Here is a 26,423-nt window from a genome sequence, read left to right on the forward strand (position 1 = left end):
ATATTCGGCAAGCACCTGAATTCACCCGCGCAACAGGAGTAAGCTCACTCCATTTACACGCTGTGCATTTGTTCGAACACCAACCGTGACGCCGTACGGGCATACGAAACCCCCTCACCGTGACGAGTGAATGAGGGGGTTCGGCGCCGGACGCGACCGGCGGAAGCCGGCCGCGTCCGGGCGGGGCGGGGCGGGCTCAGCCCACCGACGAGTAGGCCACCACGCCCCGCAGGAGCTGGTCCACGGCCTTGCGCGCGGCCTTCGTCACCGTCGAGCCCTCCACGGGCGCGGCGGCGGCGATCTGCCCGAGCACGTCGATCACCTGCTTGCACCAGCGCACGAAGTCGCCCGCGGGCATCTCCGCCTCGCGCAGCACCTCGTCCAGGCCCTTGCCGGAGGCCCACATGTAGGCGGCCCAGGCGAAGCCCAGGTCCGGCTCGCGCTGGCCCACGCCCTCGGTCTGGCTGATCCGGAACTCCTCCTCGACCGCGTCCAGCCGGCCCCAGATCCGGACCATCTCGCCGAGCGCGGCCTTCGCCCTGCCCGAGGGCAGCTTGGGCGCCATCGCGTCGTCGCCGACCCGGGCCTCGTACACCAGCGCCGAGACGCAGGCGGCGAGTTCCGCCGGGGCGAGGTCCTCCCAGACGCCCTCGCGCAGGCACTCGCTGGCCAGCAGGTCCAGCTCGCCGTAGAGCCGGGCGAGCCGCCTGCCGTGCTCGGTGACCTCATCGCCGCGCAGGTAGTCCAGCTCGGTGAGCAGCGCCACGATCCGGTCGAAGGTCCGCGCGATGGTGTTCGTGCGTCCCTCGATCCGGCGCTCGAGCTGCGTGGTGTCGCGCAGCAGGCGGTGGTAGCGCTCGGCCCAGCGGGCGTGGTCCTCGCGGTCGTCGCAGCCGTGGCAGGGGTGCGCCCGGATCGCCGTGCGCAGCCGAGCGATCTCCCGGTCGTCGGCGGCCTGCGAACGCTTCTTGCGGGCCCGGTCCGGCGGGATGTGCCCGGCCTTGGTGCGCAGCGCCGAGGCGAGGTCCCGGCGGGACTGCGGGGAGCGCGGATTGAAGGACTTCGGGATCCGCATCCGGTCCAGCGGCTCGACCGGCACCGGGAAGTCCATCGACGCAAGCCGCTTGACCTGCCGTTCCGCCGTCAGCACCAGCGGGCGCGGACCGTCGTGGTGGTCGAAGCCCCGGTGGCCGTTGGAACGCCCGGCGGGCAGGCCCGGGTCCAGCACCAGCGCGAGGCCCGCGTACTTGCCGGTGGGCACGTGGATGACGTCACCCGGCTTGAGCTTCTCCAGGGCGACGGCGGCCTCGGCGCGCCGCTGGCTGGCGCCCTGCCTGGCCAGCTCGGTCTCCCGGTCCTTCAGCTCGCGCCGCAGCCGCGCGTACTCCTCGAAGTCCCCGAGGTGGCAGGTCATGGAGGCCTTGTAGCCGTCCAGGCCCTCCTCGTTGCGCTGCACCTGCCGGGAGATACCGACGACCGACTTGTCGGCCTGGAACTGCGCGAAGGAGGTCTCCAGCAGCTCGCGCGAGCGGTGCCGGCCGAACTGCTCGACCAGGTTGACGGCCATGTTGTACGACGGCTTGAAGCTGGAGCGCAGCGGGTACGTGCGCGTGCCGGCGAGGCCCGCGAGGTGCTCGGGGCTCATACCGCGCTGCCACAGCACGACCGCGTGGCCCTCGACGTCGATGCCCCGGCGGCCGGCCCGGCCGGTGAGCTGCGTGTACTCGCCGGGGGTGATGTCGGCGTGCTGCTCGCCGTTCCACTTGACGAGCTTCTCCAGCACCACCGAACGGGCGGGCATGTTGATGCCGAGCGCGAGCGTCTCGGTCGCGAACACGGCCTTGACCAGACCGCGTACGAACAGCTCCTCCACGACCTCCTTGAAGGTCGGAAGCATGCCCGCGTGGTGGGCGGCGATACCGCGCTCCAGGCCCTCCAGCCACTCGTAGTACCCGAGGACGTGCAGGTCCTCGGGCGGGATGGCGGCGGTGCGCTCCTCGACGAGGGCCCGCACCTTCTCCCGGGCCTCGTCGTCGTTCAGCCTGAGGCCCGCGTACAGGCACTGCTGGACGGCGGACTCGCAGGCGGCCCGGCTGAAGATGAACGTGATGGCGGGCAGCAGGCCCTCGGCGTCGAGGCGCTCGATGACCTCGGGCCGGCCCGGCGTCCACACCCGGGAGCGCTGTCTGCGCTCCCGCTCCCGGTCGGCCTCGCGCATCGAGCGCCCGCGCCGCCGGTCCTGGTACGAGGGCCGGCTCGCCTCCATGCGGGCGAGCCGGGCGAGGTCGGGGTTGACGGCCTTCTTGTGGCCCTCGCCCTCCTCGAACAGGTCGTACATCCGGCGCCCGGCGAGCACGTGCTGGAACAGCGGCACGGGCCGGTGCTCGGAGACGATCACCTCGGTGTCGCCGCGGACGGTGTCCAGCCAGTCGCCGAACTCCTCGGCGTTGGACACGGTGGCCGACAGCGACACCAGGGTCACCGACTCGGGGAGGTGGATGATCACCTCCTCCCAGACGGCGCCGCGAAAGCGGTCGGAGAGGTAGTGCACCTCGTCCATGACCACGTAGCCGAGGCCGAGGAGGGTCTGCGAGCCGGCGTACAGCATGTTCCGCAGCACCTCGGTGGTCATCACGACCACCGGGGCGTCGGAGTTCACGCTGTTGTCGCCGGTGAGCAGGCCGACCTTGGCCGCGCCGTAGCGGCGGCACAGGTCGGCGTACTTCTGGTTGGACAGCGCCTTGATGGGGGTGGTGTAGAAGCACTTCTTGCCCTGCAGCAGGGCGAGGTGGACGGCGAACTCGCCCACGATCGTCTTGCCCGAACCGGTGGGGGCGGCCACCAGGACGCCCTTCCCCGCCTCGAGCGCCTGGCAGGCCTCGATCTGGAAGGGGTCGAGGCCGAAGTCGTACATCTCGCGGAAGGACGCGAGCGCGGTGGCCTGCTCGGCTGCCCGCAGGCGGGCGGCCGCGTACCGCTCGGCCGGTGAGAGGTCCTCTGTCATCGTGCTTTCGAGCGTACCGGGCCCCGCTGACAACAGGACGATCATTATCCCGATCGTGTACTGAGCGGCAGCGGATCACGCGGCGGGCGGGAACGACGGGTGCCCCCGTCCTCGGGGACGGGGGCACCGGCGGCGCTGCGGGCGAGGGGTCAGGTCACGTCGTCGTAGCCGTTGACCCGCTCCGTGCTCGTCTGCTCGGGCACCGTGCGGGCGGCCGCGACGGGCTGGATCTCGCCGATGTCCTCGGGGGTCAGGTCCAGCTCGGAGGCCTCGTCGTCGGCGGGGCCGGCGGCCTCGCGGCGCCGCCTGCGCTTGTCGTTGAGCAGGGAGAAGCCGACCGCGCCGAAGTACAGCACCCAGATCGGCCCGGCGAGGGCCAGCATGGAGAGCGGGTCGGTGCTCGGCGTCGCGACGGCCGCGAAGACCGTGATGCCGAGGATCATCGCGCGCCACCAGCCGAGCATCCGGCTGCCGCTCAGCACCCCGGTGAGGTTGAGCATGACCAGCAGCAGGGGCAGCTCGAAGGAGAGGCCGAAGACGATCACCATGCGGGTGACCAGCTGGAGCAGGTCGTCCAGCGGCAGCAGGTTCCTGATGGCGCCGTTCGGGGTGAAGTCGATCAGCACCTTGGCGGTGGTCGGCAGCACCTTGTACGCGAAGAAGGCGCCGGCGAAGAACAGCGGGGCGCCGGTGAAGACGAACGCGTAGGCGTACTTCTTCTCGTGCCGGTGCAGACCGGGCGCGACGAACGCCCACAGCTGGTAGAGCCAGACCGGCGAGGCGAGCACGACGCCCGCCATCAGCGAGACCTGCAGCGCGAGGGTGAACGGGGCGAGGAGCCCGTTGATGGTGATCTCCGCGCACTGGTGCTTCGCCGGCGACTTCGCCAGTTGCTCGAAGCTCTCCTGACAGCCCACCGAGTCGAGGATCGGCTTGGTCAGGAAGTTGATGATGTCGTTGTAGAAGAAGGCGGCGACGATCGTCACGACGACGATGGCCAGCATGGCCTTCGCGAGCCGGTTGCGGAGCTCACGAAGATGATCCGCGAGAGGCATCCGCCCCTCGGGATCTCTCTCCTTCTTGCGGGCAGACTTGAGCAACCCACGTCCTCATCTCGTGCGGCGGGCCGGAGCGCTCCGGCCCTGCGTCAGCGCTGGGTGGTGTCCGACGGCTCGTTGACCGGCCGGGAGCTGGTCACGTCGCCGGGGGACGCCTGGATCGTGCGCTGGGACGGAGGCTGCTCGTTGGAGCCGGGCGCCGGGGCGGAGCTGTTGCCGCCGTCCTCCTTCATCGCCTTGGCCTCGCTCTTGAGGATGCGCGCGGACTTGCCGAGCGAGCGCGCCATGTCCGGAAGCTTCTTCGCGCCGAACAGCAGGACGATGACGACGAGGATGAGAATGATCTCGGGGGCTCCGAGCCTTCCGAACATAAGTCTTTACCTTCTCACCGAGGCGACTGGGTGGGTGCTGTCCGACCAGCCGGACACGTGTCCGAACGATCGTGCTGCCAGCGATCGTAACGCTCAGGGGTGAACGTGAGGCAATCCCCGTGCGTACTCCCGGTCCGCGGCACGCGCCTCGTTCTTCGCGCCGCGATCAGCAGCGTACCTGCCCCACCTCTCAGCATGACAGGGCGAAGTGCCCCAAACCGCGTCCCTTACCAGACTCTCGGGGTCGGGACCGTCACAGCGTGTCCACGGCGCGGGCCGCGCTCACCGCCGCCCGCTCCAGGTCCTCGGCGGCCCGGTTGATGCGGCGCGCCGAGTCGGCGACCTGCCGCCCCAGACGCCGGGCCTCGAGGAAGACCCGTACCGCTAGCACCCCCAGCACGGCGAGTGTCACGAATCCCACGGCTACCGCGAACATCGGCCAGAACATGACGTCGACCTTAGACGGTCCTACACCGTGGAGTGCAGCCGCAGGGTGCGCACGCCGCCGCCGGTGAGCAGTTCGACGATCCGCTCCCCCGCGGGCTTGCGCACCGCGGCGCCGCAGTCGGGGCAGGTGAAGGAGTAGAACGTCGTCCGGCTGGTGGCGCCTATGGCCAGGCGCAGGGCGCCCGCGGCGAGTTCGAAGCGGCCCCGGCAGTCCGGGCAGCCGGCCCGGAACAGCACGGGGACCGCTCTTCTCATCCCGGCGAAGGCGGACGCCACGGTCAACTGGCCGCCGCCCCCGCTCGCCTCCCCCCTGGCTCGGCCCGCACCGGACACCGGAGACTCGCTCAACGCTCTCGCTCCTGCCTGTCGTCACGCCGTTCGCCGGCACCGCCGCCCACCGGCGCGGTGGCCGTGTCGTACGCCGCAAGCGCCTCGCGGGCCGCCCGGCGGGCGCTGTCGGCCAGCTCGGGCGGCGAGACGATCCGGCCGTCGCGGCCGAGACGCAGGGCCAGCCGTCTCAGCGACGCCGGATCGGGGGTGCGCAGAGTGATACGCAGCCCGCCGTCGGGAAGCTCATCGGCGCTGTCGTGCGGGTAGTACTCGGCCACCCAGCGGCCGCCGGGGCCGACCTCGATGACCACCTCCGGGTCCTCGGCGGCCGGCTGCACCAGGGCCTCGGACAGGTCCCGCAGCTCCATCTCGGGCGGCGCGGACGGCTCGTCCAGGATCCTGATCTCGGCGACCCGGTCCAGCCGGAAGGTGCGGCGCGCCTCGGAGCGGCGGCACCAGGCCTCCACGTAGGTGTGGCCGACGCTGACCAGGCGGATGGGGTCGATCTCCCGCTCGGTGATCTCGTCACGCGCGGGCGAGTAGTAGCGGATCCACAGCCTGCGGCGCTCGGAGATCGCGCGGTCGACGTCGGCGAAGACACCGCCCTCGGACTCGAAGGTCACCGACAGCCGGGCGCTCGCGCCGGCCGCCTCGCCGGCCGCCGTCTCCACCTTGGCCGTCGCCCGCAGCAACGCCTGGCGGTCGCCCTCTCTGAGGCCCGGCAGGGTGGACACCGCGCGGGCGGCCACCAGCAGGGCCGTGGCCTCGTCGGCGGCGAGCCGCAGCGGCTCGGCCGCCTCCTCGCCGAGCGCGGCCGGGTTGTGCCACCAGATCCGCTCGCCGTCCGTGTCGATGTCCAGCAGGTCGCCGCCGCGGAAGCTGGTGCCGCACATGGGCAGCAGGTCGAGGTCGGAGACCAGCTCGTCCTCGGTGATGCCGAAGGCGCGCGCGACGTCCGCGATCCGGGCGCCGGGGCGCTCCCTGAGGTAGGTGACCAGGGAGAGCATCCGCCGGGTCTGGTCGATGGCGTTCACGGGCCTGACCGGTTTGCCTGCCATGGTTGTGCTCCGCTCCCCCTCAGCCCTTGGCCACGGCACGCAGCCGGTCCACCACGTCCGCGCGCAGCTCGGCCGGCTCCACGACCACCGCGTCCGGCCCGAACTCCACCAGCCAGGCGTCCAGCCCGTGCCCGTACGGAATCTCCAACTCGTCCCAGCCGTCCCCGAGTTCCCGGACCGCGGTGGCCTTCGCCCGAAGGGGGTAACCGGAGCCGGAGCGCAGCCGGATCAGCGCCGAGCGGTCGGCGATCTCACCGGCCCAGCTCGCGACGGTCTCCCGCACGGTGACCACGTCGGGCACGGGCACGGTGAAACCGGTGCCGCGCGAGCGCACCCGGCCGGTGATCCGGGACAGCCGGAAGACGCGCTCGGCGCCCCGGTCCCGGTCGAAGCCGGCCAGGTACCAGTGGCCGCGCCAGCACTCCAGCGCCCAGGGCTCGACGTGCCGGGGCTCGGGGTGGGCGGCGGAGGCCTTGCGGTAGTCGAAGACCACGGGACGGCGGTCGCGGCAGGCCAGCATCAGCGGTTCGAAGGCGGCCTCGTGCACCGGGATGCGCGGCTCCAGGGCGCCGTGCGCCTCGTAGGGGTCGACGTCCTCGGGGAGCCCGGCGGCGCGCAGCTTCTGCAGGGCGCCGCTGGCCGCGCCGGCCAGACGGGCCTGCTGCCAGACCTTGGCGGCCAGGCCCAGGGCGGCGGCCTCCTCGGCGTCCAGGGTGATGGGGGGCAGACGGTTGCTGTCGCGGCGGGCCAGGTAGCCGACCTCGCCGTCGAGGTTCTCCACGGTCTCGATGACCAGGCCCAGCTCGCGCAGGTCGTCCTTGTCCCGCTCGAACATGCGGTTGAAGGAGTCGTCGCTGCCCGCAGCGCCCCGCTCCGGCCTGGAGGCCTCGACGTACGCCTCGATGGAGTCGCGCAGCTCGCGCTTGCTGAGCGGCCGGCGTGTGCCGAGCAGGCACAGCGCGAGGTTCATCAGCCGCTCGGCCTTGGCAATGGCCATCGACGCCCTTCGCCTTCCCTATGGTGCTTCCGACCGTTGACCGTACCGCCCCGGGGTGTCGGGGCAAAAGCCGGAGCGGGAAGCGGAGCCGTCCTGAACAGCGGCGGTCACGCGAGGAGGGCCCGTGCGGACAGCACGGGCCCTCCTTCGACCAGGTTCGGTCAGCGCTTGGCAACGCCCACGAGGTCGCAGACGAAGATCAGCGTCTCGCCCGGGGCGATCCGGCCGCCACCGGCGCCGCGGTCGCCGTACGCGAGGTGCGCGGGGATGGTCAGCTGGCGGCGGCCGCCGACCTTCATGCCCTGGACGCCCTTGTCCCAGCCCTGGATGACCTGGCCGACGCCGAGCTGGAAGTCCAGCGGGGTGCCGCGGTTCCAGGAGGCGTCGAACTCCTCGCCGGAGGAGAAGGCCACGCCCACGTAGTGGACCTTGACGATGTCGCCCGCTTCGGCGACCTCGCCGTCCCCTTCCCAGATCTCCTTGATCTCGAGGTCCGCCGGCGGCTCGCCGCCCGGGAAGTCGATCTCGGGCTTCTCGATGCTCACGTCAAAAGCTCCTGCTTGTGTACGACACGAAACACGGACAGTCTGTCATCCCCGCTGGTCTGCCGCCCGCCACGGCGCCACGACGGGCCCGGTCACATGGCGGCGAGGATGTCCACCGAGAACACCAGCGTGGCGCCCTTCTTGATGCCGCTGCCGCTCGGCGGGGTGTCGCCGTAACCCAGGTCCGGCGGCACGACGATCAGGACCCTGCTGCCCACCTTCTTGCCGGCCAGTCCCTGCGACAGCCCCTTGACGACCTGCTGCATCTGCTCCAGCGAGAACTGGCTGAGCCGTCCGGTGTCGTACGTCTGCTGGAACGGCTTGTCGCTGCCCCAGACCACGCCCTTGAACTGGCACAGCACCGCCTGGTTCGCCTTGACCTCGGGGCCGTCGCCCTCCAGGACGTAGACGGAGGCCAGCTTCCCCGGCGGGGTGCTCTGCTTGGCCGGCTTGATCTCGGGCGCCTTGCCGTCGGTGTTGGTGCCGACGGTCGGCAGCGCCGGGTCGTCCTGCGGCACCTCCTTGCCCTGGGCGGAGCTCTTGGAGTTGAAGGAGTTGATCAGGTCGATGACGAAGACCAGGGTGTCGGTGCCCTTGATGCCCGCCTGCGCGTTGCCCGACTTGCCGTAGCCCCAGGTGGGCGGGACGGCGATGAGCACACGGCTGCCGGTCTTCTTGCCCTGCAGGGCGTACCGCCAGCCGTCGATGAGGCTGCCCTGGGCGAGCTGCATGACCAGCGGGCGGTTGCGGTCGTAGGAGTTGTCGAAGACCTTGGCGCTGCTCCAGATCTGGCCCAGGTAGTTCGCCTCGATGAAGTCGTTCTCCGCGACCGTGCGCCCGCTGCCCGTGATGACCGTCTTGACCGCGAGGTCCTTCGAGGGGTCGCCCGGGCCCTTGGCGACGGTCGGCTTCTCGCCGAACTTCGTGCCCGCCGTGATCGCCGGCAGCGGCCCGTCCACGATCTTGGGCGGCGGCACGGAGGACGCCGGGCCCGACGGTGTCGGCGACGCGCCGGCCTTGCTGGACTCGGACTTGTCGTCGCCGCACCCGGCGAGCGTGACCAGTCCTGCGGGTACGGCGGCGAGGAGGAGTGAGCGTCGGCGCACGGGAAGGGCCTCGTAATCGGTCGATCTTGCGGATTGGCGTGCGCGCAACTCTACGACGCGACACGGGCGCCGTACGGGAAACGTACGGCGCCCGTGTGGCGGTCCGGCATTTCGGCGCCGAAACGCTTGACTCGCGAGCGGTCTCACATTCCGGCGATGAGCTTCTCCACGCGGTCGTCCACCGAACGGAACGGGTCCTTGCACAACACGGTGCGCTGTGCCTGGTCGTTGAGCTTGAGGTGCACCCAGTCGACCGTGAAGTCCCTGCGCTGTTCCTGTGCCCGGCGGATGAAGTCGCCGCGCAGCCGGGCCCGAGTGGTCTGCGGAGGCACCGACTTGCCCTCGAAGATCTTCAAGTCGTTGCAGATCCGGGCGGCTTGGCCCTTCTTCTCCAGCAGGTAGTAAAGACCCCGGCGACGGTGGATGTCGTGATAAGCGAGGTCTATCTGGGCGACCCGCGGATGCGACATGGTCATGTTGTGCTTGGCCCGGTACCGCTCGATGAGCTTGTACTTCATGACCCAGTCGATCTCGGTGCCGATGCGGTCCAGTTCCTCGGTCTCGATGGCGTCGAGGGTGCGGCCCCACAGCTCCAGGACCTGCGCGACCGTGCCGGTGCGGATGCCGCGGCGGTCGCAGAAGTCGACGGCCTTGTCGAAGTACTCGCGCTGCACCTCCAGCGCGGACGCCTCCCGGCCGCTGGCCAGGCGCACCTTGCGCCGGCCGGTGATGTCGTGGCTGACCTCGCGGATCGCCCGGATCGGGTTCTCCAGGGTCAGGTCGCGCATCACGGTGCCCGCCTCGATCATGCGCAGCACCAGGTCGGTCGCGCCGACCTTGAGCAGCATGGTCGTCTCGGACATGTTCGAGTCGCCGACGATGACGTGCAGCCGGCGGTAGCGCTCGGCGTCCGCGTGCGGTTCGTCGCGGGTGTTGATGATGGGCCTGGAGCGGGTCGTCGCCGAGGAGACGCCCTCCCAGATGTGCTCGGCGCGCTGGCTGACGCAGTACACGGCGCCGCGCGGCGTCTGCAGGACCTTGCCCGCACCGCACAGCAGCTGCCTGGTCACCAGGAAGGGGATGAGGATGTCCGCGAGCCGGGAGAACTCCCCGTGCCGCGCCACCAGATAGTTCTCGTGGCAGCCGTAGGAGTTGCCCGCCGAGTCGGTGTTGTTCTTGAAGAGGTAGACGTCGCCCGCGATTCCCTCCTCGTGCAGGCGTCGTTCCGCGTCCACCAGGAGTCCTTCGAGAATGCGCTCGCCGGCCTTGTCGTGGGTGACCAGTTCGGTCACGTTGTCACATTCGGGTGTGGCGTATTCCGGATGCGACCCCACGTCCAGATAGAGCCGGGCGCCGTTTCGCAGAAAGACATTGCTGCTGCGGCCCCATGACACGACACGGCGGAAGAGGTACCGCGCCACCTCGTCAGGAGACAGGCGGCGCTGTCCCCTGAACGTGCACGTGACGCCGTACTCGTTCTCCAGCCCGAAAATGCGGCGGTCCATGACTGAACATTACGCCCGATCCCCCGAGCTGAAACGGGGTTCGGCAGCACGATTTGGATCATTTTCCGATGAAGCCGCAACAACCCCGCTCCGCGCGGGAACTGCGAGGACCCGCCCGGTGGCGAGCAGGACCAGCAGGGACACGGCTCCCGCGGCGCCGGGGACGGCGTATCCCCACAGCGGGCCGCCCGCCTGGACCACCGGTCCCGCCAGGCCCGTTCCCACCGAGGCGCCGACGGTGAACGTCGTGACGAGCCAGGAGAACGCCTCGGTGACGGTGCCGCCCGGCGCGTGCCGGTCGACGATGATGAACGCGCAGGCGATGCAGGGAGCCAGGAACACCCCGGAGAGCAGGCTGAGCAGCACCATGGCCACGGCGTCCGGCATCAGCATCAGCGGCAGGTAACAGACCGCCAGAAGGGCCACCAGGACGCGCAGTCGCCGCTCGGGCGCGCCGCTCCAGGCACGCGCGCCGTACACGGAGCCGCCGATGAGCGCCCCGAGGCCCAGCGCGGCCATCAGCCAGCCGTAGACCGCGTCGCCGCCGTGCTCGTCGGCGTACGGCACCGAGGCCACGGTGATCGAGCCGAGCGCGATGCCGACGAACAGGAAGGCGCCGAGCAGCGCGAGCAGGCCGGGCGAGCGCAGGGCCCCCAGCCAGTGCGCCTCGCGCGGCGCCGAGCGCCAGGCGCGCGAGGGCGGCGAGAGGACCACCGAGAGCGCGCCGAGGACGCCGACGGCGTTCAGCACCAGCAGCGCCGCCCGCTCCGACCACAGCGAGACGCACAGCGTCACCAGCAACGGTCCCACGGTGAACATGACTTCCTGGGCGACGGCGTCCATGGCGTACGCGGTGTGCACCTGCTCCTCGCGGCGCAGCACCGACGGCCACAGGGCCCGCAGACCGCCTTCCAGCGGCGGGGTGAACAGGCCGGCCGCGGCCACGGCAGCGCAGGCGAGGGGCAGCGGGTCGGTGCCGGAGAACGCGAAGACGGCCATCGCCAGCGCGGACGCGACGGCCGCGGGAAGCTGGACGCGCGGCTGGCCGTACAGGTCCACCAGACGGCCCAGCACGGGCTGCCCGACGGCGTTGGCGACGCCGTACACGGCCGCGAGGGCGCCCGCCAGGCCGTACGTGCCGCCCTCGGCGCGGACGAACAGCACCAGCGCGATCGCGGCGGTCGCGTTGGGCAGCCGGCCCACCAGGGTGCCGGTGAGCAGCCGGGCCGCGTGTCTCGCCCTGAGGATCTCGAGGTATCCCGCGGCCATGTCCCGCCTCCAAGTGTTACGTATAACCCCGCCCGTCATACGTACCATGTGCGCTGTTCACCCGTCCAGACGACCGGACGTGAGCCGGCGGGCCGCGAAGCCCCCGGGCGCACGACCGCCAGAACAGGAGCACCCCCGCGGTGGCACGCAGCAGCACCCGCCCGACCAGCCGGGACGTCGCACAGGCGGCCGGAGTCTCCCAGGCGGCCGTCTCCCTCGTGCTCGGCGGCAAATGGCGCGGCCGGGTCTCCGAGGCCACCGCCGACCGGGTCCGGGAAGCCGCCCGCGACCTCGGCTACCGGCCCAACCTCGCCGCCCGCAACCTGCGCCTCGGCCGCACCCGCACCGTCCTGCTCGTCGTCCCCGCGCTCACCACCGAGTTCTTCGCCGGCGTCTACACCGGCGCCGCACGCGTCGCCGCCCGGCACGGCTTCGGCGTCGTGCTGTACCCCTCCCCCGAGGGCATCGGCCCGGCCCGCGACCCCTTCGCCTCCGCGCAGTCCGCCCTGGACGGCGTCATCGCCTCCTCCATGGCCGCCGACGCCCTCACCGCCATCCGCGGCGACCAGCTCCCCCTCGTCATGCTCGACAGCGACCCGGACGGCAGCCTCGGCGCCGCCACCGTGAACCTGGACATCGCCGACGGCGTCCGCCAGGTCACCGAGCACCTGCTGGCCCTCGGCCACCGCCGCTTCCTGCACCTCGCCGCCGACGTGCCCTCCTGGACCTTCGAGATGCGCGCCCGGGAACTCGCCGCCCGCCTCGACGCCGTACCCGGGACACAGCTGCGGACCGCACCCGCGCCGATCTCCATCGACGGCGCCCGCACCGCCCTCGAGGCCGCGCTGGCCGCCCCCGGCCCCCGCCCCACCGCCGTGGTGTGCGACGACGACAAACTGGCCGCCGGCGCCTACAAGGCCCTGCGCCGCCTCGGCCTGCGGGTCCCCGACGACGTGTCCGTCACCGGCCTCGACGACCTGGCGCTCGCCACCGCCCTCGACCCCGAGCTCACCACCGTCCGCCTCGACGCCGAACAGTTCGGAGAACGCGGCATGGAAGCCCTCCTCGCCGTCCTGGAGAACCGGGAGCCGGCCGGCGCAGACATTCCCGTGGAACTCGTCGTACGCGCCTCTACGGCCCCGGCAAGCGCCGCCGAGGCCTAGCCAGGCCGCACGTGGCGGCGACAACGCCCGGCGGGGCCCAGCGGGGCTCTGCGACACGACCACCGCACGGCGAGTCCCAGCGCGGCGTCCCGCGAGCGGCACCGGCCCTGGCGCCGGCACGAGGTCCTCGGCGCACCCTCGGCGAGGGTTGGTGCCCGGGCACCGCCCGGCCAGGGCACGATGCTGCTTCGCCGATGCCGGCCAGGCGCGGCTCGAGCCCTGCACCGCACCGGGGCCGGCTCCAGGGCCTTGGCTACGCCCGCCGCGCCGTAGCGGGGGCTTTCCGGCGCCGCCACCGCATCGGCCCGTTCCGGCGACGCTCAGCCGACCCCGGCGGTCCCGTCCCGGCGCGGCTCGCGGGCCACGCGCCGCTCCGGCCGCCTTCGGCTCGGCTCCACGACCTAGTGTCAGGCCGCGCTCAGCCCGGCCCCCGGCGCCCCACCGGCACCCATGCGGCTCAACCACCCCCGTGCCGCCCTCAGTCGGTGTCCGGCAGCAAGCCGCTCACCGTCTCCTCCAGGCGCGGCAGTACCCGCTGGCCTGCAAGGGCCAGCGCGATGCCCGCCACCACACCGGCCCAGCCCACCGGCCCCAGCGGGGTGCAGCCGACCGCGCGGCTCACCACCGGGACCTGGATGAGAGCGACCAGGGCCACCGCCGAACCCAGCGACGTCACCCGCACCAGCGGGCTGTCCCGGCGGTCCAGCAGCGTCTGCGCGAGCTGGGTGCCGACCACCCCGCAGAGCGCCATCGTGCTCGAACGGCGCGCCGTACCCGGCGTGAAACGGCCGATCAGCCACGCCGTCAACGCGCCCAGACACGTGGTCAGCGCCCGGTGCCGGATCTGGCGGATCAACGGCTTGCCCAGCACACCGCCCGCCGCGTCCTCCGGCGACCGCGGCCCCGACCGCTCCGCCGCCTGGGCCCCGGCCTTCGGCGTCACCGCCACCGCCATCGCCGGGAACAGATCCGTGAACAGGTTCACCAGCAGCATCTGCCGCGTCGACAACGGCGCCCGGCCCGACACCAGCGTGCCCAGCAGGCCGAAACCCACCTCGCCCGCGTTGCCGCCGATCAGGATCGCGATCGCGTCCGCCACGCTGTGCCACAGCGCGCGCCCCTCGACGACCGCGTCGATCAGCACCGTCAGATCGTCGTCCGTCAGCACGATGTCCGCCGCGTTGCGCGCCGCCGCCGAACCACGGGCATTGATGCCCACCCCGATGTCGGCCGCCCGGATCGCCGCCGCGTCGTTGGCGCCGTCGCCCACCATCCCCACCACCCGGCCCGCATCCCGCAGCGCCTCCACCACCTGCAGCTTCTGCTCCGGAGCCACCCGCGCCACCACACCCGCGTCCCGCAGCATCCGGGCCCGCCCCGAACGGTCCGCCGCGCCCAGCTCGTCCCCCGTCACCACCACCGGCTCCTCCGGCCACCCCAGCTCCCGGGCGATCGCCCGCGCCGTCTGCGGATGGTCCCCCGTCAGCATCACCGGCCGCACCCCCGCCTCGTACAGACCCCGCACCAGCGCCGTCGACGTCTCCCGCGGCACATCCGAGAACGCCAGCAGCCCCGAGAAACCCAGCTCCCGCAGGGGCTCCTCGAGCACCCCGGCCGCCGCCTCGCCCTCCGCCAGCCGGCGCCCCGCCACCGCGAGCACCCGCAGCCCGTCACCCGCCAGCACATGCGCCCCGTCCCAGGCGTGCGACGGCAGCTCCCGGCAGGCCGGCAGCACCGTCTCCGGAGCCCCCTTCACCACCAGCACCCGCGCCCCGTCACCCGTCCGCCCGACCGCCGCCGCGTACCCGCGCGCGGCCTCGAACGCCAGCCCCTCCTCCTGCGTCCACCCCGGATCGTCCCCGGCCGCGTCCAGCACCGCCTCGTCCGTCGCGTGCACCGGCCGCTCCGACCCGCCGTTCAGCCGCGGACACGCACGCGCCGCCGCCCGCACCGTCTCCGCCGCCGCCTCCTCGTCCGCGGCCGACACCCCGCCACCGGCGTCCCACACCCGCACCAGCCGCAGCCGGTTCTCCGTCAACGTGCCCGTCTTGTCGAAACAGACCGTGTCCATCCGCCCCAGCGCCTCCAGTGTGCGCGGCGTACGCACCAGCACCCCGTCGGCGCTCAGCCGCCGCGCCGCCGCCAACTGCGCAACCGTCGCCACCAGCGGCAACCCCTCCGGCACCGCCGCCACGGCGACCGCCACACCACCGCTCACCGCGTCCCGCACCGGCGTCCCCCGCAGCAGTGCCAGCCCCGTAACCGCCGCCCCGCCCCCCAGCGTCCACGGCAGCGCCCGGCGCGTCAGCTCCTGCAGCCTCACCTGCACCCCGCCCGCCGGCGGCATACGAGCCGCCAGATGAACCGCCCGCGCCGCCTCGGTACGGTCACCGGTGTCCACCACCACGGCCCGGGCCCTCCCCGCCACCACCGTCGTCCCCTCGAACACCATGCACCGCCGGTCCGCCACCGCCGCGTGCGGCGTCCGGTCCGTCTGCTTCTGCACCGGCAGCGACTCCCCCGTCAACGCCGACTCGTCGACCTCCAGGCCCTCCTGCCACAACAACCGGGCATCCGCCGGCACCACGTCGTCCCCGGCCAGCTCGATCACATCACCCGGCCGCAGCCCACCCGCGTCCACCGTGCGCGTCCCGCCCGCCGGCGCCTCCTCCTCCGACGGCACCACCCGCGCCTTGCGCTTCTGATCCGCCAGCAGCCCCGACAACGCCCGCTCCGCCCGCAACCGCTGCACCCCACCCACCAGCGCGTTCAGATCCAGCGCCCCCACCACCAGCAGCGCGTCCACCATCGAACCCAAGATCGCCGATGCCGCCGAACCCACCGCCAGCACCGGAGTCAACGGATCATGCAGCTCGCCGCTGACCGCCCGGCCCAACCGCACACCCCAGCGCACCGGACTCACCGCCGGATGCCCCGCCACCGCGCCCGCCGCCCCACGAACCCCGGCCGCCGCCCGGCCCAGCCCGCTCACCTCGGCAGCCGGCTCCCGGTCCACCCGCTCCCGCGCCTCCTCCGGATCCAGATCGTGCCAGTGCACCCGCGGACGCGGACGCGGCGCCGAAGCCGCCGCCACCCCCAGACCCGCCCGCACCCCGGAGAACAACGCACCCGCCGCCGCCGCATCCACCGGCACATGCCGCATCCCCGGCAGCACCGTCAGCCGCCCCCGCCCACGCCTCGACTCCCCCACCGCCACCAGCAACCCCGAAAGCGCGGCACCCGACCGCGCCAGCGTCTGCGACCGGCCACCCACCGCACGCGCCGCCGGCACCGCCGTCAGCAGCCGCCACACGTCCTGCAGACCACGCCGGGCCAGCACGTCCGCACCCCACACCACCGCGGCGTCCCCATCCACCAGGGCCACCGCCAGATCACCGGCCCGCAACCCCGCCAGCACCCCGCGCTCGTCCACCGCACCCAGCCGGGCAACCGTGATCACGGTCCCCCCGTCACCACGCATCTCGCACACCACGTCGTCCAACGGCCGCCGCGCGTCCACCACCACATCCGCGAGACCCGCGAAATCCTCCAGCACCGGATCGTCCACCACCACGACCCGCAGCCCCGCCCGCCGCGCCGCGTCCAGCACCGGCTCCGTCCACGGATCCACCGACCCGTCCGCCGCCCGCAGCGCACTCGGATGCAGCACCACCGTCCCCGCCAACTCCAACTGCCACAACCGCTCCGGCGCCCGCACCAACACCCCCACCCGCGCCAGCGCGGCACTCAACACGGCGTGGAAAACCGCCGGACCGTACCGCGCCGCCTTCGGCGAACCCGACAGCACCGCCTCCGCCGCCTCCGCGCCGTCATGCTTCACCAGCAGCGTCGCCAGCGCGCCGATCACACTCCCCGCCGCCGCATGAGCCGCGTACTCCTGCGCCGGCGTCTCCCGCAACGGCGGCCGCTCCCACTCCCGGCCACCCACACTCACCCGCTCCGGAGCACACAACTCGTCATGCACCGTGTCGAAAGCCGCGGCCCGCCCCACCACCTCCGCCAGCTGACACCCCCGCAACGCCCCGTCCAGCACCAGCGAAGCCGGACTCTGCCCCGCCCCGTGCGCCAGCGCGTTCGCACCCGCCAGCACCAGATCCATCCCCGGCCCGCCCAGCCGCCGGCGCAGCACCGCCCGCACCCGCGGGTTCTCCCGCAGGAGCGTCACCGCCGCCGTCACCGTCCGCGGCGACGGCGGCAACCGCCATGTGTACGCCGCGAACGCCGCGCCCGTCCCCACCACATCCGCCGCGAGCGCCGCCGCCGCCACCCGCACCCCCACCGGATCCGCCGGATGCGACAACTCCTCCGGATCACCACCCAGCTCCAGACCATGGCGCCGCGCCACATCCACCACATGGTCCAGCACCAGGTCCGACAGCGCGTCCTCGGACGCCGTCACCACCAACCGGGCCAGCCCCTCGTCCCAGTAGGCCACCAGCACATCCGGATGCTCCGCCACCGCGGCGGCCACCCGACGCCCCAGACGCTCCCTGCCGTGCCGCGCCACCTCCTCGTGCGCCGGGCGCAACGCCACATGCTGCCGGGCGCCCGCACGCCACCGGCCCGCACCACCCGGCAGCGCGTTGCCCGCCACCCGGCCCACCCGCACCGCCGCGTCCGCACCACGCACCCCCGCACGCGCCGTACCCGCCGCCACCCCGGCCGCCGCGCCCACCACTGGAACGACCGCCCGCGCCAGCAACCGCGGCGCCGCCGGCACCAGCCGGGCGGCAGCCGACGGAACCGTCAGCAAGGAGAACACCATCGACCGTCCTCAACGCGTCGTACGGCCCGGCCGGGCCGTAGGCCCAAGAGGCCCACCATGCACGCCATGACCACCGTGCACGGCGGGACCGCCATGCTCACCAGCACCGCCGTGCCCAGCAGCACCAGGCCCCGCGGAACCACCGTGCCCGGCAGCCCCACCACGCTCACCGGACCCGCCGAGCCGCTGCCCTGGCCCCTCCCCGGCCGGCACCGTCCGGTGCGTCGCCGCCCACGCCATCGCCTCGTCGTCCGGCTCCACCGCCACCGGCTCCTCCGGCACGTCCGCCACATCCGAACGCTCCACCGGCTCACCGTCCTCCACCGGCTCACCGATCCGCGCCACCCCCGCACCGGTCTGCCCGGCGGACCCGACGGAAGGCCGCGGCTGCGTCAGCCACGCCACCGCCGCACCCGTCAACGCCACCGGCCACTCCACCACCCCCGCCACCCCCAGCACCCCGGCCCCCGTGTACACCGCCAGCCGCCGGCTCCTCGGCGACACCGCCGCCACCTTGTTCAACGTGCCCTCGGCGACCCTGCTCACCGTCCCGGCACCGGGCAACCGGCCCAGCACCGAGGCAGCGCCCCGCACCGGAGCGGTGAGAACCGAGGACGACCTCTGCTCCGCCATGACTCCTCCACCTCCGCACATCCCTGCCGTGCCCCACCGAGTGCCCCCACACAGCGGGCCATCCCACAGGAAAGCGGCAAAACGCCGCCCGCACCTCCAGGTTCCGGCCCCCCGGCCCGAGCCGCACGCGGAACACCCCCCCAGCCGGACGCACAACTGATCGCGCCCCGGCCGAAACGGCCGGGGCGCGATCAGTGACGAGACGGCGGCGAAACCGCCGCGGACAGACCTACTCCTCGTCCTCCACGGAACTCTCCGCCTCCGTGGCCGCACCGTCCGCCTCCAGAAGACGCGACAGCTGACGGCCCACGATCCGCTTGAACTTGCGCTGCTGAGGCCGCGTACGGTCCAGCACCGCGACTTCCAGACGCTCCGCCGGAATCTCCCGCTCACTGCCGTTCGTGTCCCGCGACAGCGCCTGCACCGCCAGCTTCAGCGCCTCCGCCAACGACATCCCGTCACGATGACGCTGATCCAGGAACCCGCTGATCTGCTCCGCGTTGCCGCCCACCGCCACCGAGCCGTGCTCGTCCACGATGGAACCGTCGTGCGGCAGCCGGTAGATCTGGTCACCCTCGGGCGTCGCGCCGACCTCGGCCACGACCAGCTCCACCTCGTACGGCTTCTCCGCCGCCGAGGAGAAGATCGTGCCCAGCGTCTGCGCGTACACGTTCGCCAGACCCCGGGCCGTCACATCGTCACGGTCATAGGTGTAACCACGCAGATCCGCGTACCGCACACCGCCGATGCGCAGATTCTCGTACTCGTTGTACTTGCCGGCGGCCGCGAAACCGATCCGGTCGTAGATCTCGCTGAACTTGTGCAGCGCACGGGACGGGTTCTCGCCGACGAACACGATGCCGTCGGCATACTGCATGACCACCAGACTGCGGCCACGCGCGATGCCCTTGCGGGCGTACTCCGCCCGGTCGGCCATCGCCTGCTGGGGTGAGACATAGAACGGCGTCGACACCGGTTATCCGTCCCTTTCTGTCATGGTCACTGGATCACCTCGAAAACAGCCGGGCCAGACTCAGAGCAGAGCGGCCTTCGGACCGTCCGGCTCCTCCAGCCGCCGCTGGAGCACCGCACGCGACAGCTCCGAGGACTCGTCCTCGGTCAGCCGGCGGAAACCGTCCTCGGTGATCACGGTGATGATCGGATAGATCCGGCGGGCGACATCGGGACCACCGGTCGCCGAGTCGTCGTCAGCCGCGTCGTACAGAGCCTGCACCACCAGCGTCGTGGCCTGCTCCTCCGACAGGTCCTCCCGGAACAGCTTCTTCATCGCACCCCGCGCGAAGATCGAGCCCGACCCCGTCGCCGCGAAGTGGTGCTCCTCGGAACGGCCTCCCGTCACGTCGTACGAGAAGATCCGCCCCCGCTCCCGGTCCACGTCGTACCCGGCGAACAACGGCACCACGGCAAGCCCCTGCATCGCCATGCCGAGGTTGGACCGGATCATCGTCGACAGCCGGTTCGCCTTGCCCTCCAGCGACAGCTGCGCGCCCTCGACCTTCTCGAAGTGCTCGAGCTCCAGCTGGAAGAGCTTCACCATCTCCACGGCGAGACCGGCGGTGCCGGCGATGCCGACGGCCGAGTACTCGTCCGCCGGGAACACCTTCTCGATGTCCCGCTGGGCGATCATGTTGCCCATCGTGGCCCGGCGGTCACCGGCGAGCACGACGCCCCCGGGGAACGTGACGGCGACGATCGTCGTCCCGTGCGGCGCCTCGATCACGCCCTGGGTGGGCGGGAGCTGCCGCTTGCCGGGCAGCAGCTCGGGCTGGTGCTCGGAGAGGAAGTCCATGAAGGACGAGGACCCTGGCGTCAGGAAGGCAGCTGGTAGACGCCCGGTGCTACGAGTGTTGGCTTCCACGCGTTTCCTTCCACGTATGCAGCAGCCCGCCTTATGACCTCGGGCTGATCCTTGAACTGCCCCAGTGCGGCATTGCAGCTGAAGCACAGTACGCCACGGACCCTACCCGTCTCATGGCAGTGATCCACATGTGCGGGCACGGCAGCCAGGCATATACAGCAGACGCCCCCTTGAGAGGCGACCAACTCATCGCGCTCGGCCTCGGTCAGGCCGTAATGACGCTTCAGATGACGTGCTCGCCCCTCTGCCGCGCGGCATGCCTTGCATCGGGTCGACAGCCCGTCCGAAGCGGTCGCGTTGCGGTGCCACTCGCTCCACGGCTTCACCTCACCACACTTCAGACAGAGCTTGTGGCCTTCTGGTACGTCCATCTTCGGGCGCACCTTCCGCCCCAGGCTCTCCTGGCGCTTCCGGTGGTAGTCGGATGCGCAAGCTCTGCAGTGCTGCTGCAGGCCATCCAGATTGGACCGCCGACGGTGAAACGCTGTGCGCGGCTTGCTTTCACCGCACCGCACACAGCGCTTCATACTCTCTTCGCTTGCCAAGCCAAACGCCCCCGCGCGCCTTCGATTCGAAGGTTATTCGCCACCTTTTTGCACGAAGCTCCGAACGAAATCCTCGGCATTTTCTTCCAAGACATCGTCGATCTCGTCCAGGACGGAGTCCACGTCGTCGCTCAGCTTCTCGTGCCGCTCCTTGAGGTCCTCGGAGCCCTGCGCGTCCTGCGCCTGCTCCTCGACCTCCTCGGTGGAGCGCGTGGCCTTCTGCTGGCCGCCGCCGGTGTCCTTGGTTGCCATATCCCTCACCCCGCTCTGTTCGCCCGACATGGTCGACGGGTCGGCATTCCTGCCGATCGGTGATGATCAGACCCTACAAGCCGGGTCCGACATCGGCCCCGCAGTTGCGACAACGTACGGGGGCCAACTCGATGATTCCCGGACGGCGGGGTTTCCACCCCGGACGCCCGGGCGGGTCCGAGTACCCCGCGGTCTCCGGTCAGCCGCCGGACAAGACCCTGACCAGGTCTTCTGCCGTGCGGCAGCGATCCAGCAGCTCCTTGACGTGATTTCGCGTTCCGCGAAGCGGTTCGAGGGTTGGGACGCGCTGCAGCGAGTCCCGGCCCGGCAGGTCGAAGATCACCGAGTCCCAGCTGGCCGCGGCCACGTCGTCGGCGTACTGCTCGAGGCAGCGGCCGCGGAAGTAGGCGCGGGTGTCCTCGGGCGGTGTCGTGCGGGCCTTCTCGACCTCGCTCTCGTCCAGCAGGCGCTTCATGCGCCCGCGGGCCGCCAGGCGGTTGTAGAGGCCCTTCTCGGCGCGTACGTCGGCGTACTGGAGGTCGAGGAGGTGGAGCTTAGCGGCGTCCCAGTCGAGGTCGTCGCGGCGGCGGTAGCCCTCCATGAGTTCGCGCTTGGCGACCCAGTCGAGTTCGCCGGCCAGGCTCATGGGGTCGTTCTCGAGCCGGTTGAGGGTGTCCTCCCAGCGGGAGAGGACGTCCTTGGTCTGGTCGTCCGCGTCGGCGCCGAAGCGTTCCTCGACGTACTTGCGGGACAGCTCGTAGTACTCCATCTGGAGCTGGACCGCGGTGAGTGTGCGGCCGCTGCGCAGGGTGATCAGACGCTGCAGGCCGGGGTCGTGGGAGACCTGGTGGAGGGTGCGTACGGGCTGGTCGACGGCCAGGTCGACGGCGATGAAGCCGTCCTCGATCATGGACAGGACCAGGGAGGTCGTGCCCAGTTTGAGGTAGGTGGAGATCTCGGAGAGGTTGGCGTCGCCGATGATGACGTGCAGGCGGCGGTACTTCTCCGCGTCGGCGTGGGGTTCGTCGCGGGTGTTGATGATGGGCCGCTTCAGCGTGGTCTCCAGGCCGACCTCGACCTCGAAGTAGTCCGCGCGCTGGCTGAGCTGGAAGCCGTGTTCGTGGCCGTCCTGGCCGATGCCGACGCGGCCGGCTCCGGCGAAGACCTGGCGGGAGACGAAGAAGGGCGTGAGGTGGCGCACGATGTCCGAGAAGGCGGTCTCCCGCTTCATCAGGTAGTTCTCGTGCGTGCCGTAGGAGGCGCCCTTGTTGTCGGTGTTGTTCTTGTAGAGGTGGATGGGCTGGGCGCCAGGGAGCTGTGCGGCCCGTTCGGCGGCTTCGGCCATGATGCGTTCGCCGGCCTTGTCCCAGAGGACGGCGTCGCGGGGGTTGGTGACTTCGGGGGCGCTGTACTCGGGGTGGGCGTGGTCGACGTAGAGGCGCGCACCGTTGGTGAGGATGACGTTGGCGAGGCCGATGTCCTCGTCGGTGAGCTGGCTGGAGTCGGCGGCCTCGCGGGCGAGGTCGAAGCCCCGGGCGTCCCGTAGGGGGTTCTCCTCCTCGAAGTCCCAGCGGGCCCGGCGGGCCCGGTGCATCGCCGCGGCGTAGGCGTTGACGATCTGGGATGAGGTGAGCATGGCATTGGCGTTGGGGTGGCCGGGGACGGAGATCCCGTACTCCGTCTCGATGCCCATTACTCGCCGTACGGTCATGCGGCCCTCCTTGCCCGGCGGCACCCTCGGTCGTGGGTACCGCTCGCGTACCGCCGGCGCTCCGGTGCGTGTGCGGTGCCCGTCCCCGCACTGTGCGACTCGGCGGTAGGAAAGAGCCTAGAACGCCTTTGCGCTGGTGGGGAGATCATTTGCGTCATTGGCTGCTCCGGTCGTGGCCTGAAAAGCAGTCGGCTGCGGGTACCCGTGGTGGGCACCCGCAGCCGCCCTGGTTTTACAGGTACTGACCGGTGTTCGCCACCGTGTCGATGGAGCGTCCCGTGTCCGCGCCCTGCTTTCCGGTGATGAGGGTGCGGATGTAGACGATCCGTTCGCCCTTCTTTCCGGAGATGCGGGCCCAGTCGTCGGGGTTGGTGGTGTTGGGCAGGTCCTCGTTCTCCTTGAACTCGTCCACGCAGGCCTGGAGGATGTGGGAGACGCGGAGGCCCTTCTGGTTCTTTTCCAGGAAGTCCTTGATCGCCATTTTCTTTGCGCGGCCGACGATGTTCTCGATCATGGCGCCGGAGTTGAAGTCCTTGAAGTAGAGGACTTCCTTGTCTCCGTTGGCGTAGGTGACTTCCAGGAAGCGGTTCTCCTCGGATTCGGCGTACATGTGCTCGACCGCCGTCTGGATCATGCTTCCGACGGTGGTGGCCTTGTCGCCCTCGTGCTCTCCGAGGTCGTCCGCGTGGAGCGGGAGTCGCTCGGTGAGGTACTTGCCGAAGATGTCCTTGGCGGCCTCGGCGTCGGGCCGCTCGATCTTGATCTTCACGTCGAGCCGGCCGGGGCGCAGGATGGCGGGGTCGATCATGTCCTCGCGGTTGGAGGCGCCGATGACGACCACGTTCTGCAGGCCTTCCACGCCGTCGATCTCGGCGAGGAGCTGCGGGACGATGGTGTTCTCCACGTCGGAGCTGACGCCGGAGCCGCGGGTGCGGAAGAGGGACTCCATCTCGTCGAAGAAGACGATGACGGGGGTGCCCTCGCTGGCCTTCTCGCGGGCTCGCTGGAAGACGAGGCGGATCTGCCGCTCGGTTTCGCCGACGTACTTGTTGAGGAGCTCGGGGCCCTTGATGTTGAGGAAGAAGCTCTTGCCGGCGGCTTGTCCGGTGACCTCGGCGACCTTCTTGGCTAGCGAGTTGGCCACGGCCTTGGCGATGAGCGTCTTGCCGCATCCGGGCGGCCCGTAGAGCAGGACGCCCTTGGGCGGGCGCAGCTCGTGCTCCTTGAAGAGGTCGGGGTAGAGGTAGGGCAGTTCGACGGCGTCGCGGATGGCCTCGATCTGGTTGCCGAGGCCGCCGATCTGCTCGTACCCGATGTCGGGGACTTCTTCGAGGACGAGTTCCTCGACCTCGCTCTTGGGGACGACCTCGTAGACGTAGCCGGAGCGGGGCTCGAGCAGGAGGGCGTCGCCGGGGCGGATGGTGACGTCGAGGAGGGGTTCGGCGAGCCGGACCACTCGTTCTTCGTCGGTGTGCCCGAGGACGAGGGCGCGCTCGCCGTCCTCGAGGATCTCCTTGAGGGTGACGATGTCGCCGACGCGCTCGAACTCCATGGCGTCGACCACGTTGAGCGCTTCGTTGAGCATGACCTCCTGGCCGCGCCTGAGGTCGTCGACCTCGACGCTCGGGCTGACGTTCACGCGGAGCTTGCGGCCGCCGGTGAAGATGTCGGCGGTGCCGTCCTCGTTGGCCTGCAGGAAGACGCCGAAGCCGGCGGGCGGCTGGGCGAGCCGGTCGACCTCTTCCTTGAGGGCCACGATCTGGTCGCGGGCTTCGCGGAGTGTGTTGGCCAGGCGCTCGTTCTGGGCGGAGACGCCGGCCAGGTTGGTCTGCAGCTCGACGATCCGCTCTTCGAGAATCCTCGTGTGCCGCGGAGAGTCGGCGAGCTTGCGTCGCAGGACGGCGATCTCCTGCTCAAGGTAGGCGATCTGCCCGGCGGGGTCGTCGGACCCTCGTCCCGGGCGGATGCCGCGGTTCATGTCGTCGTCGTGGGCTGCCACGGTCCTCACCTCCTCCAAGGGGAGCTGGACGCTTCCAGACCCTACCTGGGTGGGTGACGATTGAAACCCCTAGATCATAAAGACTGTCAAGGTGTGTCGTCGGTCACCCGGTGCGCTCCCTCTCGCACGGAGGGGATACCCACTGAACGTGATTCGGAAGCCGCTTGTTCCTGGTCGGTGGCGGTCAATACCCGGCGCGTGTGGCCGGAGTTGTCCGTTCCGGGCCGGTCGGCCGGTTCCGGGGCACGCTTCACCGCGCTCGTGCGGTTGTGACGCAGAGCGACGGTCGGGTCGGTCGTGGTCATCGTCGGGGCGGCTGGAAGTGTTCGCCCGGTTCCGGGGCTCCCTTTCCCGGTCGGGCGCTCGTACCCGAAGGGGTGCCGAGGGAAACCCGATACCCGTGGAATCCGGCGGGTATGCGGGCGGGGGTAGGGTCGAGGTGTTCAACAGCCGCTGGTGCGGACCTCGCTGGCCGTCGGGCCGGGGGCGCCGGCCGGCGATTCGACGGCAGGAGAGGTGACCGTGCGGCAGGAGGCCCCGGAGGGCGAGGCGCTGGAGGTCTGGATCGACCAGGCTCTGTGTACCGGCGACGGTATCTGCGCCCAGTACGCGCCCGAGGTGTTCGAGCTGGACATCGACGGGCTGGCCTATGTGAAGGGCGCGGACGACGAGCTGCTGCAGGCGGAGGGCGCCACGGTGCCGGTGCCGTTGCCGCTGCTCGCGGATGTGGTCGACTCGGCGAAGGAGTGTCCCGGGGAGTGCATCCATGTGCGCCGGGTTCTGGACAAGGTGGAGGTGCACGGTCCGGACGCGGAGTGAGATCCGGCCGGTGTCCGGTCGTGCCGTGCGCGCGCGTGGGTCGTCTTCGGACGGGTAGCGCGCGTGCGGTGTTTTCGGGCCAGGTGTGCCGGGGCCTGGTGGCGCGCGGGGGGTGTGCGGCCGGGGGTGTGTCACACGCTGTGGGACGCGGTGGGGGTGGAGCGGAGGAACGCCTTCCCGTTCCAGTGCCAGCTCGTGGGGGTCTTCAGGTCGGGGCAGCAACTGGGTATGTCGGGCGTGGAGTAGCCGAGCAGGGTGGCGGTGACGGTGCCGGCGTGGAAGGCGAAGTCGGTGACGGTGTGCCGGTCCTTGGGGTCGACGAGGGTGGCGACGACGCGCGCGGCGCCGCCGGCCGCGCCCCGGGTGAGGACGTAGACGCCGTCGGGCGGTGTGCCCATGGGGGCGTCGCAGTGGACGACCGCGACGGTCTCGGGGGCGCCGTCGCCGTCGAGGTCGCCGGTGACCTTCTTGACCACGACCGCTTTCACGGGTCCGCAGCTGAGCGGGAAGTGCACGCCGCCGGTGCCGGGCGGCGCGGCGGCGGGGGCGGTCTTGACCTCGGTGCGCGGGGTGGGCTGGGCGGCGGTGGCCGAGCCGGGCTGCACGGCGGATGACAGGGCGACGACGCCGGCTATCGCGGTGGCGGTGGCGACCCAGTGGATGGGCCGGGTGTGCGTGTGGGCGAGCTCCGGAACGGCGGATGGCTGCACTAGGAGTTTCTCCCGTGAGGGCTGTGCCGGTGGGGGGGGTGGCCAGCATGGTGCCACACGTCACAGTGCGTGGGAACGGCGGGGTCGTACGGGATTCTCGCAGGCGGGGGGACGCGCGCGTGAGGGCCCGTGCGCGGCCTGGTGCCGTGTCAACGCGTCGGCGCCGTGGCGGGGTTCCCGGATGTGGTGGGAACTCGGCCACGGCGCCGTCGCGTTGTGCCGGTGGGGAGGGGGCC

The 26,423-nt window shown here is 71.3% G+C and carries 21 protein-coding genes; 2 read left to right on the forward strand and 19 right to left on the reverse strand.

The features are described from left to right. Window positions 1-196: 196 nt before the first annotated feature. The 11 genes from ACZ7JA_RS26405 to ACZ7JA_RS26455 all read right to left on the reverse strand — a co-directional run bounded on the left by ACZ7JA_RS26405 (window position 197) and on the right by ACZ7JA_RS26455 (window position 11,690). Window positions 197-3,049 carry a DEAD/DEAH box helicase gene (locus ACZ7JA_RS26405; RefSeq protein WP_351664092.1) on the reverse strand — a complete coding sequence of 951 codons (2,853 nt, stop codon included), beginning with the start codon at window positions 3,047-3,049 and terminating at the stop codon, window positions 197-199. Between the two features lie 104 nt (window positions 3,050-3,153). Beyond that, window positions 3,154-4,104 carry a twin-arginine translocase subunit TatC gene (tatC, locus tag ACZ7JA_RS26410; protein ID WP_351664094.1) on the reverse strand — a complete coding sequence of 317 codons (951 nt, stop codon included), beginning with the start codon at window positions 4,102-4,104 and terminating at the stop codon, window positions 3,154-3,156. Between the two features lie 47 nt (window positions 4,105-4,151). After that, window positions 4,152-4,433: a Sec-independent protein translocase subunit TatA gene (gene tatA, locus ACZ7JA_RS26415; RefSeq protein WP_351664096.1), complete on the reverse strand. Its 282-nt coding sequence runs from the start codon at window positions 4,431-4,433 to the stop codon at window positions 4,152-4,154. 253 nt (window positions 4,434-4,686) lie between these two features. Continuing rightward, window positions 4,687-4,881, reverse strand: a complete 195-nt coding sequence (locus tag ACZ7JA_RS26420; RefSeq protein WP_351664098.1) for a hypothetical protein — start codon at window positions 4,879-4,881, stop codon at window positions 4,687-4,689. A 20-nt stretch (window positions 4,882-4,901) separates the two neighbouring features. After that, window positions 4,902-5,135, reverse strand: coding sequence for a hypothetical protein (locus ACZ7JA_RS26425; protein WP_351664182.1), 234 nt, complete (start codon window positions 5,133-5,135; stop codon window positions 4,902-4,904). A gap of 89 nt (window positions 5,136-5,224) precedes the next feature. Further along, on the reverse strand, window positions 5,225-6,268 hold the full coding sequence (locus ACZ7JA_RS26430; protein ID WP_389304700.1) for a helix-turn-helix transcriptional regulator: 1,044 nt from the start codon (window positions 6,266-6,268) through the stop codon (window positions 5,225-5,227). A 19-nt stretch (window positions 6,269-6,287) separates the two neighbouring features. Then, complete coding sequence (locus ACZ7JA_RS26435; RefSeq protein WP_351664102.1) at window positions 6,288-7,265, reverse strand: helix-turn-helix transcriptional regulator; 978 nt, start codon at window positions 7,263-7,265, stop codon at window positions 6,288-6,290. Window positions 7,266-7,426: 161 nt separating this feature from the next. Continuing rightward, window positions 7,427-7,810 carry an FKBP-type peptidyl-prolyl cis-trans isomerase gene (locus ACZ7JA_RS26440; protein ID WP_351664104.1) on the reverse strand — a complete coding sequence of 128 codons (384 nt, stop codon included), beginning with the start codon at window positions 7,808-7,810 and terminating at the stop codon, window positions 7,427-7,429. A 92-nt stretch (window positions 7,811-7,902) separates the two neighbouring features. Then, entirely contained in the window at window positions 7,903-8,916 is a 1,014-nt protein-coding gene (locus ACZ7JA_RS26445) for an FKBP-type peptidyl-prolyl cis-trans isomerase (protein WP_389304697.1), read from the reverse strand. 143 nt (window positions 8,917-9,059) lie between these two features. Then, entirely contained in the window at window positions 9,060-10,421 is a 1,362-nt protein-coding gene (pafA, locus tag ACZ7JA_RS26450; protein WP_073899688.1) for a Pup--protein ligase, read from the reverse strand. Window positions 10,422-10,430: 9 nt separating this feature from the next. Next, a complete protein-coding gene (locus tag ACZ7JA_RS26455) occupies window positions 10,431-11,690 on the reverse strand; it encodes an MFS transporter (protein WP_351664108.1) in 1,260 nt (419 codons plus the stop codon). A gap of 140 nt (window positions 11,691-11,830) precedes the next feature. Here ACZ7JA_RS26455 and ACZ7JA_RS26460 point away from each other — a divergent pair, with 140 nt between their 5' ends. Further along, a complete protein-coding gene (locus ACZ7JA_RS26460) occupies window positions 11,831-12,853 on the forward strand; it encodes a LacI family DNA-binding transcriptional regulator (protein ID WP_351664110.1) in 1,023 nt (340 codons plus the stop codon). 478 nt (window positions 12,854-13,331) lie between these two features. Here the strand turns inward: ACZ7JA_RS26460 and ACZ7JA_RS26465 are convergent, their stop codons facing one another. The 7 genes from ACZ7JA_RS26465 to arc all read right to left on the reverse strand — a co-directional run bounded on the left by ACZ7JA_RS26465 (window position 13,332) and on the right by arc (window position 24,658). Continuing rightward, window positions 13,332-17,639 carry an HAD-IC family P-type ATPase gene (locus ACZ7JA_RS26465; protein WP_470810748.1) on the reverse strand — a complete coding sequence of 1,436 codons (4,308 nt, stop codon included), beginning with the start codon at window positions 17,637-17,639 and terminating at the stop codon, window positions 13,332-13,334. 862 nt (window positions 17,640-18,501) lie between these two features. Next, window positions 18,502-19,245 carry a proteasome subunit alpha gene (prcA, locus tag ACZ7JA_RS26470; protein WP_389304691.1) on the reverse strand — a complete coding sequence of 248 codons (744 nt, stop codon included), beginning with the start codon at window positions 19,243-19,245 and terminating at the stop codon, window positions 18,502-18,504. A 60-nt stretch (window positions 19,246-19,305) separates the two neighbouring features. Continuing rightward, window positions 19,306-20,151: a proteasome subunit beta gene (gene prcB / locus ACZ7JA_RS26475; RefSeq protein ID WP_351664116.1), complete on the reverse strand. Its 846-nt coding sequence runs from the start codon at window positions 20,149-20,151 to the stop codon at window positions 19,306-19,308. Further along, on the reverse strand, window positions 20,103-20,678 hold the full coding sequence (locus ACZ7JA_RS26480) for an endonuclease VII domain-containing protein (RefSeq protein WP_389304688.1): 576 nt from the start codon (window positions 20,676-20,678) through the stop codon (window positions 20,103-20,105). Before ACZ7JA_RS26480 ends, prcB begins: the two co-directional genes overlap by 49 nt. Window positions 20,679-20,729: 51 nt before the next feature. Beyond that, entirely contained in the window at window positions 20,730-20,948 is a 219-nt protein-coding gene (locus tag ACZ7JA_RS26485; RefSeq protein ID WP_014671690.1) for a ubiquitin-like protein Pup, read from the reverse strand. A gap of 199 nt (window positions 20,949-21,147) precedes the next feature. Beyond that, entirely contained in the window at window positions 21,148-22,659 is a 1,512-nt protein-coding gene (gene dop, locus ACZ7JA_RS26490; RefSeq protein WP_351664121.1) for a depupylase/deamidase Dop, read from the reverse strand. A 232-nt stretch (window positions 22,660-22,891) separates the two neighbouring features. After that, window positions 22,892-24,658 (reverse strand): proteasome ATPase, encoded by a 1,767-nt coding sequence (arc, locus tag ACZ7JA_RS26495; RefSeq protein WP_351664123.1) that lies wholly within the window; start codon window positions 24,656-24,658, stop codon window positions 22,892-22,894. A 516-nt stretch (window positions 24,659-25,174) separates the two neighbouring features. On the opposite strand from arc, the gene ACZ7JA_RS26500 reads away from it, so the two are divergent. Continuing rightward, window positions 25,175-25,477: a ferredoxin gene (locus ACZ7JA_RS26500; protein WP_351664125.1), complete on the forward strand. Its 303-nt coding sequence runs from the start codon at window positions 25,175-25,177 to the stop codon at window positions 25,475-25,477. Between the two features lie 131 nt (window positions 25,478-25,608). Here the strand turns inward: ACZ7JA_RS26500 and ACZ7JA_RS26505 are convergent, their stop codons facing one another. Then, on the reverse strand, window positions 25,609-26,187 hold the full coding sequence (locus tag ACZ7JA_RS26505) for a hypothetical protein (protein WP_351664127.1): 579 nt from the start codon (window positions 26,185-26,187) through the stop codon (window positions 25,609-25,611). Between the last annotated feature and the right edge of the window lie 236 nt (window positions 26,188-26,423).

It is taken from the genome of Streptomyces sp. NPDC038135, from assembly GCF_055601245.1.

Excerpts from the sequence above, each read along its gene's own strand:
- ACZ7JA_RS26405 (WP_351664092.1), bottom strand. The coding sequence starts at position 3,049 with ATGATCGTCCTGTTGTCAGCGGGGCCCGGTACGCTCGAAAGCACGATG.
- tatA (WP_351664096.1), bottom strand. The coding sequence starts at position 4,433 with ATGTTCGGAAGGCTCGGAGCCCCCGAGATCATTCTCATCCTCGTCGTC.
- ACZ7JA_RS26420 (WP_351664098.1), bottom strand. The coding sequence starts at position 4,881 with ATGTTCTGGCCGATGTTCGCGGTAGCCGTGGGATTCGTGACACTCGCC.
- ACZ7JA_RS26425 (WP_351664182.1), bottom strand. The coding sequence starts at position 5,135 with ATGAGAAGAGCGGTCCCCGTGCTGTTCCGGGCCGGCTGCCCGGACTGC.
- ACZ7JA_RS26430 (WP_389304700.1), bottom strand. The coding sequence starts at position 6,268 with ATGGCAGGCAAACCGGTCAGGCCCGTGAACGCCATCGACCAGACCCGG.
- ACZ7JA_RS26435 (WP_351664102.1), bottom strand. The coding sequence starts at position 7,265 with ATGGCCATTGCCAAGGCCGAGCGGCTGATGAACCTCGCGCTGTGCCTG.
- pafA (WP_073899688.1), bottom strand. The coding sequence starts at position 10,421 with ATGGACCGCCGCATTTTCGGGCTGGAGAACGAGTACGGCGTCACGTGC.
- ACZ7JA_RS26455 (WP_351664108.1), bottom strand. The coding sequence starts at position 11,690 with ATGGCCGCGGGATACCTCGAGATCCTCAGGGCGAGACACGCGGCCCGG.
- ACZ7JA_RS26465 (WP_470810748.1), bottom strand. The coding sequence starts at position 17,639 with ATGGTGTTCTCCTTGCTGACGGTTCCGTCGGCTGCCGCCCGGCTGGTG.
- ACZ7JA_RS26480 (WP_389304688.1), bottom strand. The coding sequence starts at position 20,678 with ATGAAGCGCTGTGTGCGGTGCGGTGAAAGCAAGCCGCGCACAGCGTTT.
- ACZ7JA_RS26485 (WP_014671690.1), bottom strand. The coding sequence starts at position 20,948 with ATGGCAACCAAGGACACCGGCGGCGGCCAGCAGAAGGCCACGCGCTCC.
- dop (WP_351664121.1), bottom strand. The coding sequence starts at position 22,659 with ATGACCGTACGGCGAGTAATGGGCATCGAGACGGAGTACGGGATCTCC.